Origin of the sequence: Winslowiella arboricola (assembly GCF_025527015.1) — a bacterium.
Classification (GTDB): Bacteria; Pseudomonadota; Gammaproteobacteria; order Enterobacterales; family Enterobacteriaceae; genus Erwinia; species Erwinia arboricola.
This window is the reverse complement of the sequence record NZ_JAODIM010000036.1, coordinates 134807-150282: the sequence shown is the minus strand read 5'-3', so window position 1 is coordinate 150282 and position 15476 is coordinate 134807. Positions and strand designations below refer to the sequence as shown.

21 protein-coding genes are annotated in these 15476 nt (G+C 52.4%); 7 read left to right on the top strand and 14 right to left on the bottom strand.

Annotation, left to right across the window (positions count from 1 at the left end; translation table 11 throughout):
* Positions 1 to 109: 109 nt before the first annotated feature.
* From npr to N5923_RS04470, 11 genes are all read right to left on the bottom strand, one after another.
* Positions 110 to 382 carry a PTS phosphocarrier protein NPr gene (npr, locus tag N5923_RS04520; RefSeq protein WP_267142780.1) on the bottom strand — a complete coding sequence of 91 codons (273 nt, stop codon included), beginning with the start codon at positions 380 to 382 and terminating at the stop codon, positions 110 to 112.
* A complete protein-coding gene (rapZ, locus tag N5923_RS04515) occupies positions 379 to 1233 on the bottom strand; it encodes an RNase adapter RapZ (protein ID WP_017801467.1) in 855 nt (284 codons plus the stop codon). Before rapZ ends, npr begins: the two co-directional genes overlap by 4 nt.
* A 45-nt stretch (positions 1234 to 1278) precedes the next feature.
* A complete protein-coding gene (gene ptsN / locus N5923_RS04510; protein ID WP_267142807.1) occupies positions 1279 to 1761 on the bottom strand; it encodes a PTS IIA-like nitrogen regulatory protein PtsN in 483 nt (160 codons plus the stop codon).
* 162 nt (positions 1762 to 1923) lie between these two features.
* Positions 1924 to 2211, bottom strand: coding sequence for a ribosome hibernation promoting factor (hpf, locus tag N5923_RS04505; protein WP_267142779.1), 288 nt, complete (start codon positions 2209 to 2211; stop codon positions 1924 to 1926).
* Between the two features lie 23 nt (positions 2212 to 2234).
* Positions 2235 to 3668: an RNA polymerase factor sigma-54 gene (gene rpoN / locus N5923_RS04500; protein ID WP_267142778.1), complete on the bottom strand. Its 1434-nt coding sequence runs from the start codon at positions 3666 to 3668 to the stop codon at positions 2235 to 2237.
* Positions 3669 to 3716: 48 nt separating this feature from the next.
* Positions 3717 to 4442: an LPS export ABC transporter ATP-binding protein gene (gene lptB / locus N5923_RS04495; protein WP_267142777.1), complete on the bottom strand. Its 726-nt coding sequence runs from the start codon at positions 4440 to 4442 to the stop codon at positions 3717 to 3719.
* Positions 4443 to 4448: 6 nt separating this feature from the next.
* Complete coding sequence (gene lptA, locus N5923_RS04490; RefSeq protein ID WP_267142776.1) at positions 4449 to 5003, bottom strand: lipopolysaccharide ABC transporter substrate-binding protein LptA; 555 nt, start codon at positions 5001 to 5003, stop codon at positions 4449 to 4451.
* On the bottom strand, positions 4969 to 5547 hold the full coding sequence (lptC, locus tag N5923_RS04485) for an LPS export ABC transporter periplasmic protein LptC (protein ID WP_267142775.1): 579 nt from the start codon (positions 5545 to 5547) through the stop codon (positions 4969 to 4971). Before lptC ends, lptA begins: the two co-directional genes overlap by 35 nt.
* Positions 5544 to 6110, bottom strand: a complete 567-nt coding sequence (kdsC, locus tag N5923_RS04480; RefSeq protein ID WP_267142774.1) for a 3-deoxy-manno-octulosonate-8-phosphatase KdsC — start codon at positions 6108 to 6110, stop codon at positions 5544 to 5546. The genes lptC and kdsC overlap by 4 nt, the downstream gene beginning before the upstream one ends.
* Positions 6111 to 6126: 16 nt before the next feature.
* Entirely contained in the window at positions 6127 to 7113 is a 987-nt protein-coding gene (kdsD, locus tag N5923_RS04475; protein ID WP_267142773.1) for an arabinose-5-phosphate isomerase KdsD, read from the bottom strand.
* A gap of 24 nt (positions 7114 to 7137) precedes the next feature.
* On the bottom strand, positions 7138 to 8109 hold the full coding sequence (locus N5923_RS04470) for a calcium/sodium antiporter (protein ID WP_267142772.1): 972 nt from the start codon (positions 8107 to 8109) through the stop codon (positions 7138 to 7140).
* A 225-nt stretch (positions 8110 to 8334) separates the two neighbouring features.
* Between N5923_RS04470 and mlaF the strand changes: the two genes are divergently transcribed.
* The 7 genes from mlaF (at position 8335) to murA (ending at position 13136) form a co-directional block, all read left to right on the top strand.
* Complete coding sequence (mlaF, locus tag N5923_RS04465) at positions 8335 to 9147, top strand: phospholipid ABC transporter ATP-binding protein MlaF (RefSeq protein WP_267142771.1); 813 nt, start codon at positions 8335 to 8337, stop codon at positions 9145 to 9147.
* A gap of 7 nt (positions 9148 to 9154) precedes the next feature.
* Complete coding sequence (gene mlaE, locus N5923_RS04460; protein ID WP_267142770.1) at positions 9155 to 9937, top strand: lipid asymmetry maintenance ABC transporter permease subunit MlaE; 783 nt, start codon at positions 9155 to 9157, stop codon at positions 9935 to 9937.
* 4 nt (positions 9938 to 9941) lie between these two features.
* Entirely contained in the window at positions 9942 to 10484 is a 543-nt protein-coding gene (mlaD, locus tag N5923_RS04455) for an outer membrane lipid asymmetry maintenance protein MlaD (RefSeq protein ID WP_267142769.1), read from the top strand.
* A gap of 13 nt (positions 10485 to 10497) precedes the next feature.
* A complete protein-coding gene (gene mlaC / locus N5923_RS04450; RefSeq protein WP_267142768.1) occupies positions 10498 to 11130 on the top strand; it encodes a phospholipid-binding protein MlaC in 633 nt (210 codons plus the stop codon).
* The gene (mlaB, locus tag N5923_RS04445) at positions 11130 to 11432 is read left to right on the top strand and encodes a lipid asymmetry maintenance protein MlaB (RefSeq protein WP_267142767.1); all 303 of its coding nucleotides are present in this window, start codon (positions 11130 to 11132) and stop codon (positions 11430 to 11432) included. The genes mlaC and mlaB overlap by 1 nt, the downstream gene beginning before the upstream one ends.
* A gap of 116 nt (positions 11433 to 11548) precedes the next feature.
* Positions 11549 to 11803: a BolA family iron metabolism protein IbaG gene (ibaG, locus tag N5923_RS04440; RefSeq protein ID WP_017801452.1), complete on the top strand. Its 255-nt coding sequence runs from the start codon at positions 11549 to 11551 to the stop codon at positions 11801 to 11803.
* 73 nt (positions 11804 to 11876) lie between these two features.
* A complete protein-coding gene (gene murA / locus N5923_RS04435; RefSeq protein ID WP_267142766.1) occupies positions 11877 to 13136 on the top strand; it encodes a UDP-N-acetylglucosamine 1-carboxyvinyltransferase in 1260 nt (419 codons plus the stop codon).
* A 53-nt stretch (positions 13137 to 13189) separates the two neighbouring features.
* Here the strand turns inward: murA and N5923_RS04430 are convergent, their stop codons facing one another.
* The 3 genes from N5923_RS04430 to ispB form a co-directional block, all read right to left on the bottom strand.
* Positions 13190 to 13381, bottom strand: coding sequence for a hypothetical protein (locus N5923_RS04430; RefSeq protein ID WP_267142765.1), 192 nt, complete (start codon positions 13379 to 13381; stop codon positions 13190 to 13192).
* A gap of 281 nt (positions 13382 to 13662) precedes the next feature.
* Positions 13663 to 13941, bottom strand: coding sequence for a helix-turn-helix domain-containing protein (locus N5923_RS04425; protein ID WP_323372721.1), 279 nt, complete (start codon positions 13939 to 13941; stop codon positions 13663 to 13665).
* A gap of 212 nt (positions 13942 to 14153) precedes the next feature.
* Entirely contained in the window at positions 14154 to 15125 is a 972-nt protein-coding gene (gene ispB, locus N5923_RS04420; protein WP_267142764.1) for an octaprenyl diphosphate synthase, read from the bottom strand.
* Positions 15126 to 15476 lie beyond the last annotated feature (351 nt).

Genomic DNA, 15476 nt, shown 5'->3' with positions numbered 1-15476 from the left:
AGAACGCCGTCATTACGTTTCGTACAAATCATTGACACGGGCGGCGAGAACGCCGCCCCTACATAAGATCGAAGCCTGTTGTAGGGGCGGCGTTTTCGGCGCCCGCCGGTTAATCTTCGTCAAACCCGGCATTAAACAGCTCAATCACCGCCAGTAAGGCTTTCTGTTCATCGGGGCCACTGGCTTCGATTTCAATATGCCCGCCCTTAGCGGAATCCAGCATCAGCAGTGCAATTACACTGCTGGCTTCCGCCTCGGTGCCGGCCTCATTACGCAACAGTACCTCGGCGTCAAAACTCTGCACCAGTTCAAATAACTTCATCGCCGGACGCGCATGCATGCCCAGCCGGTTCTGAATTTCCACGGTTTGCTTAACGGTCATGATTTGCGTTTTTCCAGCGTGCGATGACGTGACTGAACGTTTTTACCGCGTGAACGGAAGTAATCTGCCAGCTGCTCAGCAATATACACCGAACGGTGTTTACCACCGGTACAGCCAATCGCCACTGTCAGATAGCTGCGATTGTTGGTTTCCAGCATCGGCAACCAGAGTTCAAGATAGCTGCGGGTTTGATAGATAAAGTTGTGCACTTCAGTATGACGATCGAGGAACGCGGCAACCGGACGATCCAGACCGGTCATCGGGCGCAGTTTCGGATCCCAGTGTGGGTTCGGCAAAAAGCGTACGTCGAAAACATAGTCCGCATCGATCGGGATGCCGTGTTTATAGCCGAAAGATTCAAACACCATGGTCAGTTCGCGCTCGCGTTTACCAAGCAGGCGCGTACGTAACATCTCGGCCAGTTCATGCACTGACATTTCTGAGGTATCAATAATCAGATCGGCGCGAGAACGTAACGGCTCCAGCAGATCGCTCTCTTCATCAATGGCGCTCTCCAGCGATAAATTCTTACTGGAAAGCGGATGAAGGCGGCGTGTATCGCTGTAACGCCGAATCAGGGTGTTACGATCGGCATCGAGAAACAGCAGCTGTGGCGAAAAGCTGTCAGGAAGACTGGTTAGCGCCTTCTCAAACACTTCCGGCGATTCCGGCATATTACGTACATCGATGCTGACCGCCGCAGACATGTTGCGATCGGCCAGTGAGTTCGCTAATTCAGGCAGTAATACCACTGGCAGGTTATCGACACAGTAAAAACCCATGTCCTCCAGTGCGCGTAGTGCAACCGATTTCCCTGAACCAGAACGACCGCTGACGATCATCAGCACCATTAAATATTCTCCCGATTAATATGACCGAAAAGCCGTGCACAAGGATTAGTGGTTCTCTTCCGGGCTCTCAGTAATGATCTCATACAGTTCTTCATCGCTCTGCGCACTGCGCAGGCGGCGACAAATGGTTTTATCCGCCAGACGTTTTGCCACCAGAGAAAGAGTGTGCAAATGCGTTTTACACTGATCGGCCGGCACCAGCAGGGCGAACAGCAGATCCACCGGCTGGTTATCAATCGCATCAAAAGCAATCGGCTGATCAAGGCGGATAAACACGCCAACGGCGCGCAGGGTATCCTCTTCCAGTTTACCGTGCGGGATGGCGATACCATTACCGATACCGGTACTGCCCATACGTTCGCGGGTCAGAATCGCTTCGAAGATAGTCTGGTGCGGAAGGTTAAGCTGTTTCGCCGCTAACTCGCTGATAATTTCCAGCGCCCGCTTTTTGCTCTGGCAGTGTACACCGCTGCGGGTGCAGTCAACGCTAAGTACAGAGCTTAATTCCAGTGTCAGATCATTGTTCATCATAGTTTCACTTACGTGTTCACTTATGCTGGCTTATTGCTTTACTTTACTCGCCATCAGCGGGCAAAAGCAGCAAATTATTATCGACAACCCATTAAACGACACGGGGCGAATAAATTCGCCCCGGCACTTTATTCAGTTGCCGAAAGAGCAAAGGTGAATTTAGTGTTGTTTTAACTTGTCTTTATGTTTGGTCAACTGTCGGGCCAGCTTATCAATTAGCCCGTCAATTGCCGCGTACATATCTACCGCTTCCGAGGTTGCGTGCAGCTCTCCCCCATTCACATGCAGCGTAGCATCAGCCACCTGGGTGACCTTCTCCACTTTGAGAACAATATAAACCTGATTTATTCGGTCAAAATATTGTTCCAGCTTGGCAAATTTTGTATTGACGAAATCACGCAATGGTTCAGTAATTTCAACATGTTGCCCAGTGATATTTAGCTGCATAGTGTCTTCCTTCTCAGTTCAGATCAAACTAATTGCTTGCGCTGGTTTGATGGCGGGATGGATAAAGACTCTCGGTACTTTGCGACAGTGCGTCGTGCCACCATGATGCCCTGTTCAGAAAGCATAGTGGTTAACTTACTATCGCTCAGCGGTTTGGCGGGATTTTCCGCCGAGATAAGTTTTTTCACCAGCGCACGGATCGCGGTGGAAGAGGCTTCGCCTCCGCCCTCGGTATTCACATGGCTGGAGAAAAAATACTTCAGTTCAAAAATGCCACGCGGACTGTGCAGGTACTTCTGGGTGGTCACGCGGGAAATGGTTGATTCATGCATATCGACGGCGGAGGCGATATCAGCCAGCACCATCGGACGCATATATTCTTCGCCCTGCTCGAAAAAAGCCTGCTGCTGCTCGACAATACAGCGCGTGACCTTAAGTAAGGTGTCGTTGCGACTTTCGAGGCTTTTTATCAGCCATTTGGCTTCTTGCAGGTTGCTGCGGATAAACTGGCTGTCGCTGTCGTTACGCGTGCCACCGCCCAGCGAGGCGTAGTGTTGGTTTATTTTTAATCGTGGCACGCTGTCAGCATTCAGCTCGACGGCCCAGCGGTTGCTGGTCTTACGCACCAGCACGTCCGGGATAACATATTCGGGCTCGCTGGTGTTGATCGACTGACCAGGACGCGGATCCAGTGACTGGATCAACATCATAGCGCCTTTCAGCACCTCTTCTTTCAGCCGGGTGACGCGCATCAGGCTGCGGAAATCATGATTAGCCAGCAGATCAAGGTGTTCGCTGACGATCAGGCGGGCCTCTTTCAGCAGCGTGGTTTCAGGCGGATATTGCGACAGCTGAACCAGCAGACAGTCACGCAGATCGCGCGCGCCAACGCCGATCGGATCGAAGCGCTGAATACGTTTCAGCACCGCTTCGACTTCATCGATCGCCAGATCTTCGGCGCCAATGCTGTCACGGATCTCTTCAAGCGAGGCAGTGAGGTAGCCGATATCATCAATCGCATCGACAATAGAGGTGGCAATGGCGCGGTCAGTATCAGTAAACGGCGTCAGTTCCACCTGCCACATCAGATAATCCTGCAGGGTTTGCGTGGTTTCGCCCTGATAAACCGGCAGTTCTTCGTCATGATAGTCCGTACCGGTACCGGAAGGGGTGCCTGCGGTATAGATTTCATCCCAGGTTGCATCAAGCGGCAGCTCTTCCGGCATATCCTTCTGTTCAAGTGCTTCACGGGTATCAAGGGCTTCACTCTCCTGATATTCGCGCGCATCAATCTCTTCATGGATATCGGTTTGCTCAAGCAGTGGGTTGCTTTCCAGCGCCAGCTGTATTTCCTGCTGGAGTTCAAGCGTAGAAAGTTGCAGCAAACGAATGGCCTGCTGCAATTGCGGCGTCATCGCGAGCTGTTGGCTAAGCCTGAGTTGCAAACCTTGCTTCATATTCAGGATACAAATTCCTAAGAAAACATGCGTGAAACAAACACCATATCAGAGTCTGAACTCTTCGCCCAAATAGACGCGCTTAACTTGTTCATCAGCCAGCACTTCTTCAGGGGTGCCATGGGCAATCAGATGCCCCTGACTGACAATATAAGCCCGCTCACAAACTGCCAGCGTTTCACGGACGTTGTGGTCGGTGATTAACACGCCCAGCCCGCTGTCACGCAAATGCTCAATAATTTTCTTAATATCAATCACCGAAATTGGGTCGACCCCGGCGAACGGCTCATCCAGCAGGATAAATTTCGGATTGGCCGCCAGCGCACGGGCGATTTCCACACGGCGGCGTTCACCACCGGAGAGGGACTGGCCCATGCTGTCGCGCAGGTGCTCGATATGAAACTCTTCCATCAGCTCTTTCGCGCGGTCTTCGCGCTGTTCGCTGGTTAAGTCGTCACGGATCTGCAGCACCGCCATCAGGTTATCGTGGACGCTGAGGCGACGGAAAATGGAGGCTTCCTGCGGTAAATAGCCGATACCACGGCGCGCACGGGCATGCAGCGGCAGAATGCTGATATCTTCATCGTCAATCACAATACGGCCGGCATCACGCGGCACAATGCCCACCACCATATAAAAAGTGGTGGTTTTGCCGGCGCCGTTGGGACCCAGCAGACCGACGATTTCGCCAGACTTAACTTCCAGACTGACATCTTCCACCACGCGACGGCCTTTATAGGCCTTCGCCAGGTTTTCAGCGATTAATGTTGCCATAGCGAATTAGTTACTCTTGTTTTGACCGTCAGACGGCGTGCCTTTGTCCTGCAGCTGCGAAGGCACCAGAACGGTAGTTACGCGCTTGCCACTACTGCCATAAGCCTGCATTTTCTGCTCTTTCACCAGATAGGTGATGCGATCGCCTTTCACGTTGCTGTCGAGCTGCTCAAGATAGGCATTGCCGGTCAGCTCCACCCGATCTTTTGCCAGCTCGTAATGCATTTTCTGTGCATGACCTTTGACCGGCTTACCGTTGTCCTGCATCTGATAGAAGGTCGCTGGTGCGCCCCAGGCATCAACAATGGTTTTATTGCTGTCGCCGCCCGGCCGCGTAACCACCACTTTGTCCGCAGTCAGTTTAATCGTGCCCTGGGTGACGATCACGTTGCCGGTAAAGGTGGCGACATTGCCCTGCATATCCAGAGCCTGATTTTCCGAGTCGATATTGACCGGTTTTTCCGAATCGCCGGTCAGGGCGAAGGCGGGAAGGCTGGTGGCGAACAGCGCGCCGATAAGCAGTAACTTAAGGCTTTGATTGTTGTGCATTTTGAATTTCATAAGAGGTTTTGACCTTTTCAAGCAACTCGGCAGTTTTCGTCCGTAAATTTCCACGCATCTTCATACCGGTAGAGTTAAAGCTACTGCCATAAAGGGTGACCTGGTCTTCTGAGGTGACATCCTGCGTCACCAGGTTCACCTGAGCATTATCGGTTTTAATGCGCTCAAGTTGAGAGTCCTGGGTAAGACTGTTCACTTCGACATGGCCATAAAGAAACAGTTTGCGGTCTTTAGTCAGTTTGGCTTTATCCGAACGCACCGACCATGTGGGCACTTTATTATCGTCATAGGTGGTCATGATCGGATTATCAAACCAGCTAACTTCATCCTCGGCAAAGTATGTCACTTTATCGGAAACCAGTTTATAGTTCAGGCCGCCCAGCGGGTTGTACACCACGGTGCTGGAGTTGGCGCTGGTATAGGTTGGCTCCTGATTATTCGTGGTCACCTGCGGCTGGTCGTCATTGCCTGTCAGGGTCCAGCCCACCAGAATAATGGCAATCAGCGCCAGTAACAGCGTAATCCAACGCCTGGTTCTACTCATACAGATTGCCCTTTGGCATCATCAAACTTATCCTGCGCGATCAGAATCAGATCGCAAATTTCGCGTACCGCACCGCGACCGCCAGCGATGCGGGTAACATAATGCGCTCGCGGCAGCAGGATCGGATGTGCATCCGCCACCGCCACGCTGAGTCCCACTTTAGCCATTACGGGCCAGTCAATTAAGTCATCACCGATATAGGCGACCTGCTCCGGACTTAACGACAGTTTATCCAGAAGTTCGCCGAAGGCCAAAAGCTTATCCGACTGTCCCTGGTAAAGATGCGTAATGCCTAAAGTCTTACAGCGATCTTCCATCAGTCTGGCATTGCGGCCGGTTATAATAGCTACTTCTACCGACGAGGTCAGCAAACAGCGGATACCGTAGCCATCACGCACGTTAAAAGCTTTCAGCTCTTCACCATTATTGCCCATATAAATCACGCCGTCGGACATTACCCCGTCCACATCACATATTAACAGGCGGATCTGTCTGGCACGCGCCATCACCTCATGGCTTACTGCACCGTAGCAGGTGTCGACCACTGCCTCTGTCTGGCTCATTATCACTGGTTCCTTTTCAGACCACGCCTGCGCGCAGCATGTCATGCATATGTACCACACCCAGCAACTGGTCGCCATCGGCAACCATCACTGCAGTAATGTGTTTGGTTTGCATCAGATTTAATGCATCGACCGCCAGCATATTCGGGCGAACGCGAATGCCGCCGGGGGTCATCACGCTGGCAATTGAAGCGTTCTGAAAATCGATGCCCATATCAAATACCCGACGTAAGTCACCATCGGTAAAGATCCCTTCAATTTTCATCAGGTCATCGACGATTACCGTCATGCCGAGATTTTTACGCGTGATCTCCAGCAGGGCATCACGCAGGGAGGCGTCTTTGCTGACATGGGGGATTTCAGCGCCGCTGTGCATAATATCCGCGACGCGCAGCAATAACTTACGCCCCAACGCGCCGCCAGGATGCGACAGCGCAAAATCTTCTGCAGTAAAACCGCGCGCTTTCAGCAGCGCGACTGCCAGCGCATCGCCCATTACCAGCGCCGCCGTGGTACTGGAGGTCGGCGCCAGTCCCAGCGGACAGGCTTCCTGTGGCACTTTAACGCATAAATGGATATCCGCCGCACGGCCCATCGCGCTTTCCGGGCGGCTGGTCAGGCAAATCAGCGGCACCTGTTGACGTTTCAGTACCGGGATCAGCGCAAGGATTTCGTTAGACTCGCCGGAGTTGGACAGCGCAATCACGATATCATTGGCGGTTACCATGCCGAGGTCACCGTGGCTGGCTTCGCCGGGATGAACAAAAAACGCCGGGGTGCCGGTGCTGGCAAAGGTCGCGGCCATCTTTTTACCGATATGGCCTGATTTGCCCATGCCCATCACGATAACTTTGCCCTGACACCAGAACATCATTTCACAGGCACGGCTAAAGTCGTCGTTAATGTATTGATCAAGCTGTTCCAGCCCCAGCCGTTCGATGCGCAGAACGTCCTTTCCTGCCTGCTGGAAGTCAAATCCGGGTTCAAGGTTGAGATGAGACATTATTTTCAGTCCTTTCAATCAGATTTAGCTGTTCGGTAGCAGATACAGCGTGGCTACCCAGCCAATGAAACCACAAAGTAACAGCATGCCGGCAGCACGTCCGATACGTCGGCTACGCTGCAGACAAATAATTGTAAACAGGGCGCTGACGCCCAGCATCACCCAGTAGTCACGGGCGAAGGCGCTGGCATCAATGGTGCCCGGGTGGATCAGCGCCGGAATGCCCAGCACGATAGCAATATTATAAATGTTTGAACCAATCAGATTTCCGATGGCGATATCATCTTCGCCTTTCAGGGCGCCCGCAATCACTGTCGCCAGTTCCGGCAGGCTGGTGCCCACTGAAATAATGGTTAAACCAATCACCAGTTCGCTGACGCCAAGATAGTCGGCAATCACGGTGGCGTTGTCGATGACCATGCGCGTCGACATCGGCAGCATAATCAAGGCTACCGCCAGCCAGAGGAATGCCACAGTGTTACCGGCGTCATCGCGCGGTAGCTCGGCCAGCTGTTCACGGGTCAGAGTATCGTTATTGTCTCGTTCCGCACGGCGCGCAATTTTAATTATAAACGTCAGATAAATCGCGGCGATGGCGATCAGCGCAAGGCCATCTAAGCGGCTCAGAGTGTCATCAAACAGCATAAAGCCGCAGAGCAGGGTGACCAGCAGCATCAGCGGCAGTTCGCGTCGCACCAGGTTCGAATGCACCGTCAGCGGATGCAGCAGCGCCGCGCCGCCAAGGATCAGCAGGATATTGGTAATATTGGAACCCATCGCCGTGCCGACCGCGATATCCATCTGACCATGGCTGGCGGCAGAGAAAGAGACGATCATTTCCGGTAGTGAAGTGCCGATTCCGACCACTGTCATACCAATAATTAGCGGTGGAATTCCCAACGATCGACATAAAATTGCCGCACTAAACACCAAACGATCTGCACCATATACCAGTAAAACTAAACCGATAACGAATAGTGCTGTAGCTAAAAGCATGAAGAGTCCTTTGATCGGGTATAATCGTCGGCTTGCCTGATTCGACGTTGGGCGTAAAAAACAAAGAATGGCAGTGATTTTGACGGCCTGTGAGCAAAAAGTAAAACTTATGGCAGTTATTGCGACACTTTAGCGGTAAGTTTCTGTAAAAGTGGTCGCTGCCGCCTGCACCAGGCTACCATTGGCGGTAAATTAACAGGCCTGAACACTTGGGAAGGGTTAACGATGAGCCAGACGGCAACGAATTTGGTTGATGTGCGCGGCGTCAGTTTCTCGCGCGGTGACCGGCCGATATTCGACAACATCTCGCTAACAGTGCCAAAAGGGAAAGTGACCGCGATTATGGGTCCTTCGGGCATTGGTAAAACCACACTCTTGCGCCTGATCGGCGGTCAGTTACCACCGGATTCCGGTGAAATCTGGTTTAATGGCGAGAATATTCCAACACTTTCGCGTTCACGTCTGTATGAAACGCGTAAAAAAATGAGCATGCTGTTTCAGTCCGGCGCACTGTTTACCGATTTAACGGTCTATGAAAATGTCGCCTGGCCGTTGCGTGAACATACACGCCTGCCGGCACCGCTGCTGCACAGCACGGTGATGATGAAGCTGGAGGCGGTAGGATTGCGTGGCGCCGCCAGGTTGAAACCCTCTGAGCTCTCTGGTGGTATGGCGCGCCGCGCTGCGCTGGCGCGTGCGATTGCCCTTGAACCTGAACTGATCATGTTCGATGAACCCTTTGTCGGTCAGGATCCGATCACCATGGGTGTGCTGGTGAAACTGATTGATGAACTCAACCACTCACTGGGTGTGACCTGTATTGTGGTTTCACATGATGTGCCAGAGGTATTGAGCATTGCCGATTACGCCTATATTGTTGCGGGGCAAAAGATTATCGCGCACGGCACGCCTGGCGATCTGAACAAAAATGAGGATGCGAGGGTGCGTCAGTTTATTGATGGCATTGCTGATGGACCGGTGCCTTTCCGTTTTCCCGCAGGGGATTACCTTACCGATTTAATCGGTTCAGGGAGCTAACCAACTGATGTTAAGACCTGTACTGGCATCGTTCGGGCGAAAGGGCATTAATACTTTTGCGTCCTTTGGTCGTGCCGGACTGATGCTTTTTCATGCCCTCGCGGGCAAACCTGAGTTTCGTAAACACGCGCCGCTGCTGGTAAAACAGCTGTATAGCGTCGGTGTGCTTTCGTTGTTGATTATTGTGGTATCCGGGCTGTTTATCGGCATGGTGCTGGGATTGCAGGGCTATCTGGTGCTGACTACCTATAGCGCGGAAAGCAGCCTCGGGATGCTGGTGGCGCTATCGCTGTTGCGCGAGCTGGGGCCGGTGGTTACCGCGCTGCTGTTTGCCGGTCGTGCCGGTTCGGCGCTGACGGCTGAAATCGGCCTGATGAAAGCCACTGAACAGCTCTCCAGTATGGAGATGATGGCGGTCGATCCGCTGCGGCGGGTGGTTTCACCGCGCTTCTGGGCGGGCTTTATCAGTATGCCGCTGCTGGCGCTGATCTTTACCGCCGTCGGCATCTGGGGGGGTTCGCTGGTGGGCGTGAACTGGAAAGGTATCGACAGCGGCTTCTTCTGGTCGGCAATGCAGAATGCGGTCGATTTCCGCACCGATATCATCAACTGCGTGATTAAGAGCGCCGTATTTGCCTTTACGGTGATGTGGATCGCGCTGTTTAACGGTTACGACGCGATTCCGACTTCGGAAGGGATTAGTCGGGCGACAACGCGCACGGTAGTGCATTCGTCACTGGCGGTGCTCGGTATAGACTTTGTGCTGACGGCACTGATGTTTGGGAACTGATTCAATGCAAAGCAAGAAAAGTGAAATTTGGGTAGGCGTGTTTATGCTGCTGGCGCTGGGCGCCATTGTATTTCTCTGCCTGCGCGTTGCCGATGTGCAATCGCTGGGAACTCAGCCAACCTGGAAACTGTATGCCACCTTTGACAATATCGGCGGGCTGAAGAAAAGCTCACCGGTGAAAATTGGCGGTGTGGTGATTGGACGGGTGTCGGATATCAGTCTTGATCCGAAAACCTATTCGCCACGTGTCACCATGGATATTGAAGATCAGTATAATGCGATCCCGGATACCAGTTCGCTGGCAATCCGCACCTCGGGCCTGTTGGGCGAGCAGTTTTTAGCCCTGAACGTCGGTTTTGAGGATGAGGAAATGGGCACCGCGATGCTGAAAGATGGCGATACGCTGCAGGATACGAAATCCGCCATGGTGCTTGAGGATTTGATCGGACAGTTCCTGTATAAGAGCGGTGACAACGCTGATAAAGATAAGCAACAGCAGCAAGCGCCGGCGGCGGGTTCCGCGCCAGCTTCTGCAGCACAACCATAAGAGGTAATAACGCATGTTTAAACGTTTATTAATGGTCGCAATGCTGGCCATCGTGCCGCTGGCGGCTACTGCAGCCGACCAAAGCAACCCTTACAAACTGATGAACGAAGCGGCGAATAAAACCTTTACCCGCCTGAAAAACGAACAGCCCAAAATTAAGCAGAATCCTGACTATCTGCGTGAAGTGGTGCGCGAAGAGTTACTGCCGTATGTGCAGATAAAATATGCCGGCGCGCTGGTGTTAGGCCGTTACTACAAAGATGCGACCCCAGCCCAGCGTGATGCTTATTTCAAAGCCTTTGGCGCTTATCTTGAGCAGGCTTATGGTCAGGCGCTGGCGATGTATAATGGCCAGACTTATCAGATTGCCCCGGAGCAACCACTGGGCGATAACACCATTGTGGCGATCCGCGTCAGCATTATTGATCCTAACGGTCGTCCGCCGGTACGCCTTGATTTCCAGTGGCGTAAAAACACCCGCACCGGTGACTGGCAGGCGTATGACATGATCGCCGAAGGCATCAGTATGATCACCACTAAGCAGAATGAGTGGAGCGATACCCTGCGTCAGAAAGGGATCGATGGTCTGACCGAACAGCTGCAGTCTTATGCGGGTCAGCGTATTACTCTGGATCAGCAGAAATAATGACAGAACAACTGAGCTGGCGGGTTGAAGCCTCAACCCTGAGTCTGCAAGGCGAACTGGATCGTGAGACGCTGCTGGCGTTATGGCAGCAGCGCGATACAGTGATGAAACAGATCGATACAATCGATGTATCAGCACTGGATCGGGTCGACTCAGCCGGACTGGCGCTGCTGGTCCACCTGCGTCAGATGCTGCAACAGCAGGGGAAAACGCCGCTGTTTACCGGGGTTACCGATAAATTACTGTCGCTAATTAACCTGTATAATTTACAGCAAATCATTGTTTCCCCGGCTGACTCGTAGCGTTCAGCCAGCAGTAAAGAAAGCCTCTGAGACCTCAGGGGCTTTTTGCTTGTTTAAGATAAATGCCGTTTCCACTACTATGTCACACTGTTTATTATCAACCGAATTAGAGCCTCATGGAAAATAGTGAAATTCAGTCCGTGCTGATGAGCGCGTTACCGTTAGAAGAAGTTCATGTCACGGGTGATGGCAGCCATTTTCAGGTGGTCGCCGTTGGCGAGATGTTTGCGGAACTGAGCCGTGTGAAAAAGCAGCAGGCCGTGTATGCGCCGCTGATGGAATATATTGCGGACAACCGCATTCATGCGGTTTCTATCAAAACCTATACGCCTGCAGAGTGGGCGCGCGACCGTAAGCTAAACGGTTTTTAAGCTGTATCAGCGTGGCTTTCATATGAAGCCGGCGGACAGCCGTTTATGTTTCTGACAACAGAGAGCAGTTGCAATGGATAAATTTCGTGTACAGGGTCCGACCCGGCTGAGTGGTGAAGTGACAATCTCCGGCGCCAAAAATGCTGCACTGCCGATCCTGTTCGCCGCTCTGCTGGCGGAAGAGCCGGTAGAGATTCAGAATGTCCCGAAACTAAAGGACATTGATACCACCATGATGCTGCTTAGCCAGCTGGGTGTTAAAGCGGAGCGTAACGGCTCGGTACATCTTGATGCCAGCGACGTCAATATTTTCTGCGCCCCTTATGACCTGGTGAAAACCATGCGCGCATCCATCTGGGCGTTAGGCCCGCTGGTGGCGCGTTTTGGTCAGGGTCAGGTTTCTCTGCCGGGTGGTTGCGCGATTGGCGCGCGTCCGGTTGACCTGCATATTACCGGCCTGGAGCAGCTTGGCGCGGAAATCAAACTGGAAGAAGGTTATGTTAAAGCTTCCGTTGATGGCCGCCTGAAAGGCGCACATATCGTCATGGACAAAGTCAGCGTTGGCGCCACTGTGACTATAATGAGCGCCGCGACCCTGGCAACCGGTACTACCGTGATTGAGAATGCTGCGCGCGAGCCGGAAATTGTCGATACTGCCAACTTCCTCAATACGCTTGGTGCAAAAATCAGCGGTGCAGGCAGCGATCGTATTACCATCGAAGGCGTTGAGCGTTTAGGTGGTGGTGTTTATCGTGTGCTGCCAGATCGTATCGAAACCGGTACTTTCCTTGTGGCTGCAGCGATCTCCCGCGGTAAGGTGCTGTGTCATAATACGCAGCCAGATACGCTGGATGCAGTGCTGGCTAAGCTGCGTGAAGCCGGTGCAGAGATTGAAACCGGTGCTGACTGGATTAGCTTGGATATGCATGGCAAGCGTCCGAAAGCGGTAACGCTGCGTACTTCGCCACATCCTGGTTTCCCGACTGATATGCAGGCGCAATTTACTCTGCTGAATTTGGTGGCAGAAGGGACCGGTGTGATCACCGAAACCATCTTTGAAAACCGCTTTATGCATGTGCCTGAACTGATTCGTATGGGCGCTCATGCGGAAATCGAGAGCAATACGGTGATTTGCCACGGCACTGAGACGCTGTCTGGTGCGCAGGTAATGGCAACGGATCTGCGTGCTTCAGCAAGCCTGGTACTGGCGGGTTGTATCGCGGAAGGCACCACTATCGTCGATCGTATCTACCATATCGACCGTGGCTATGAGCATATTGAAGATAAGCTGATGGCGATGGGCGCAAATATTCAACGTATTAGCGGCGAATAATCGTTAACCCTGTTGCCCAAAACAATGGGCAACAGGGTTTTATGATACCGGTGTCAGGCCGTTGCTGTGTCGCAGTATTTTAGCTCGTCAGTGGTCAGGCCGGTCACCTTCATCACCAGCGCAGGGGCCAGCCCTTCAAACAGCATGGTGCGGGCGATTTTCAGCTTCTCTTGCTGCATTGGCTGACGCCTTTCCTCATGTCCTTCGTCCCATCCTTTCTGATGCATCATGCCTGCAAAAGTCATCGTTATCTCCTTAGCAGTTCTGTCGGCAGATGAGTTTGCAGAAAGTCCCTGCGGTTGGCTCATCAGTAATAAGATTTTTAAACACAGCGTCATGGGGTGTGGTTGTCATATCCATTTGATCAAATCCTGTCGTCCGGGTTGGCATCCCCGCACACGAATATCTTCAGTCAGGCCACTAATCCACCTATGCGCAGCTAGCGCCCGGGAAAATCGTGGCACAAGTTACAGAACAGTTTGGGGAATGTTGTAAAAGTGCCCGCATAAGAGCTGTCGCGAAAACGCTATATATCCATGCTATTACTGACGCGTATCAGCTTTTTGCGGTTGATAAGTTCCTGCGTTTTACGGTCATAGTAACGGCTGGGCCAGATCGCTGCCGGATGTATTTCAATGGCGTCTGCAATCAGCCATTCCCCTTTTGGCCAGGGACGGGTAAGCGCATTGGCTAAGGTTGAAGAGCTTAACCCCGCCTGACGGGAAACTGCGGCAAGCGAAGTCCCACGTTTGCGTAATGCTGCGATAATGTCTGCCGAGTGCCAGTCCTGGTTTCTTATATGCATAAGCAATCCTTCATTGAATAAGTCCATTTATTTAAATCAGTGATAAGCCTGATTGACGTTACTGGGCGTTTTATAGCAATTACTGGACATAAAATTCCAGTAATTATTGAGGCGAAAGAAGGGATTGTGTTTTGGCGCGCAGAAGTTATGAAAATCGTTGCAACAACATCGGTGGAACGGGGTGGGGAACACCCTGGCGCTCCCCGAATAACTCAGAACTCGCGCTGTACCGACATATGAGCCAGTGCTTCCAGCGCACTACGCGACGGCGATTCCGGCAGCGCTTTTAAAGCCGTAATGGCTTTATCTGCTTCCTGCTCGGCACGGCTGCGCGTCCACTCCAGCGAACCACACTGGCGCATGGTTTCCAGAACCGGTTCCAGTAAATGACGGCCATTACCCTCTTCGATGGCTTTGCGAATCATCGCCGCCTGTTCAGGGTTGCCGTGCTGCATCGCATGGAGCAGCGGCAGCGTTGGCTTGCCTTCACTCAGATCGTCACCGACATTTTTACCCAGTGTCTGACCATCTGCACTGTAATCCAGCAGATCGTCAATCAGCTGAAACGCCGTGCCGATATAACGTCCATAATCCTGCAACGCTTTTTCCTGCGCTTCGCTGGCATCGGCGAGGATCGCAGAAGATTGCGCCGCAGCTTCGAATAAACGCGCAGTTTTGCTGTAAATCACCCGCATATAACTCTCTTCAGTAATATCGGGATCGTTACAGTTCATCAGTTGCAGAACTTCGCCTTCTGCAATCACGTTAACCGCTTCTGACATCAGCGCCAGCACGCGTAATGAGCCAAGGCTGGTCATCATCTGGAAGGCGCGTGTGTAGATGAAGTCGCCTACCAGTACACTGGCGGCATTGCCAAATGCGGCATTGGCGGTGGCTTTACCACGGCGCATATCGGATTCATCCACCACATCGTCGTGCAACAGGGTTGCAGTGTGGATAAATTCAATCAACGCAGCCACGGTGACGTGCTGCTTACCCGTATAGTTGATGGCGCGTGCGGCGAGCACAGCAATCATCGGGCGAATACGTTTCCCCCCTCCGCTGATGATGTAATATCCCAACTGATTGATGAGAGAAACATCTGAATTCAGTTGTTCGAGGATTGTCTCGTTGACGGCCGCCATATCCTGCGCGGTTAATTCATTTATCTGTTCTATGTTCATCAGTCTGTTCAGCTATCGCTCTGTTCACTGCCTATCGCTCTGTTCAATGCTATACCCGTCATACTTCGGGTCGCAGGTGTGTTGGCTGCACCCGCCCACCCCAGTCACATAGCTATCTATGCTCCTGGGGATGGGCGGGCTGGCCGCCTTCCTGCGGCCCGAATTATTTAGGGTCATGATAAGCGCCTTATTCGTGCTCGCGGCAAGTAATGTATTACAGATTGTACTTGAAAAACGAGACGGAGAAACGCCCGGAATCACCCTGCGTTTTTTTTCTGCAATCCTTTGCATTGGACTCTTGTCAATCGCACGGAATTTGCGTAGAATTCGCGCCCTATTGTGAATATTTAT

Coding starts and splice junctions, on each gene's coding strand:
- npr (WP_267142780.1), bottom strand. CDS start 382: ATGACCGTTAAGCAAACCGTGGAAATTCAGAACCGGCTGGGCATGCAT.
- rapZ (WP_017801467.1), bottom strand. CDS start 1,233: ATGGTGCTGATGATCGTCAGCGGTCGTTCTGGTTCAGGGAAATCGGTT.
- ptsN (WP_267142807.1), bottom strand. CDS start 1,761: ATGAACAATGATCTGACACTGGAATTAAGCTCTGTACTTAGCGTTGAC.
- hpf (WP_267142779.1), bottom strand. CDS start 2,211: ATGCAGCTAAATATCACTGGGCAACATGTTGAAATTACTGAACCATTG.
- rpoN (WP_267142778.1), bottom strand. CDS start 3,668: ATGAAGCAAGGTTTGCAACTCAGGCTTAGCCAACAGCTCGCGATGACG.
- lptB (WP_267142777.1), bottom strand. CDS start 4,442: ATGGCAACATTAATCGCTGAAAACCTGGCGAAGGCCTATAAAGGCCGT.
- lptA (WP_267142776.1), bottom strand. CDS start 5,003: ATGAAATTCAAAATGCACAACAATCAAAGCCTTAAGTTACTGCTTATC.
- lptC (WP_267142775.1), bottom strand. CDS start 5,547: ATGAGTAGAACCAGGCGTTGGATTACGCTGTTACTGGCGCTGATTGCC.
- kdsC (WP_267142774.1), bottom strand. CDS start 6,110: ATGAGCCAGACAGAGGCAGTGGTCGACACCTGCTACGGTGCAGTAAGC.
- kdsD (WP_267142773.1), bottom strand. CDS start 7,113: ATGTCTCATCTCAACCTTGAACCCGGATTTGACTTCCAGCAGGCAGGA.
- N5923_RS04470 (WP_267142772.1), bottom strand. CDS start 8,109: ATGCTTTTAGCTACAGCACTATTCGTTATCGGTTTAGTTTTACTGGTA.
- mlaF (WP_267142771.1), top strand. CDS start 8,335: ATGAGCCAGACGGCAACGAATTTGGTTGATGTGCGCGGCGTCAGTTTC.
- mlaE (WP_267142770.1), top strand. CDS start 9,155: ATGTTAAGACCTGTACTGGCATCGTTCGGGCGAAAGGGCATTAATACT.
- mlaD (WP_267142769.1), top strand. CDS start 9,942: ATGCAAAGCAAGAAAAGTGAAATTTGGGTAGGCGTGTTTATGCTGCTG.
- mlaC (WP_267142768.1), top strand. CDS start 10,498: ATGTTTAAACGTTTATTAATGGTCGCAATGCTGGCCATCGTGCCGCTG.
- mlaB (WP_267142767.1), top strand. CDS start 11,130: ATGACAGAACAACTGAGCTGGCGGGTTGAAGCCTCAACCCTGAGTCTG.
- ibaG (WP_017801452.1), top strand. CDS start 11,549: ATGGAAAATAGTGAAATTCAGTCCGTGCTGATGAGCGCGTTACCGTTA.
- murA (WP_267142766.1), top strand. CDS start 11,877: ATGGATAAATTTCGTGTACAGGGTCCGACCCGGCTGAGTGGTGAAGTG.
- N5923_RS04430 (WP_267142765.1), bottom strand. CDS start 13,381: ATGACTTTTGCAGGCATGATGCATCAGAAAGGATGGGACGAAGGACAT.
- N5923_RS04425 (WP_323372721.1), bottom strand. CDS start 13,941: ATGCATATAAGAAACCAGGACTGGCACTCGGCAGACATTATCGCAGCA.
- ispB (WP_267142764.1), bottom strand. CDS start 15,125: ATGAACATAGAACAGATAAATGAATTAACCGCGCAGGATATGGCGGCC.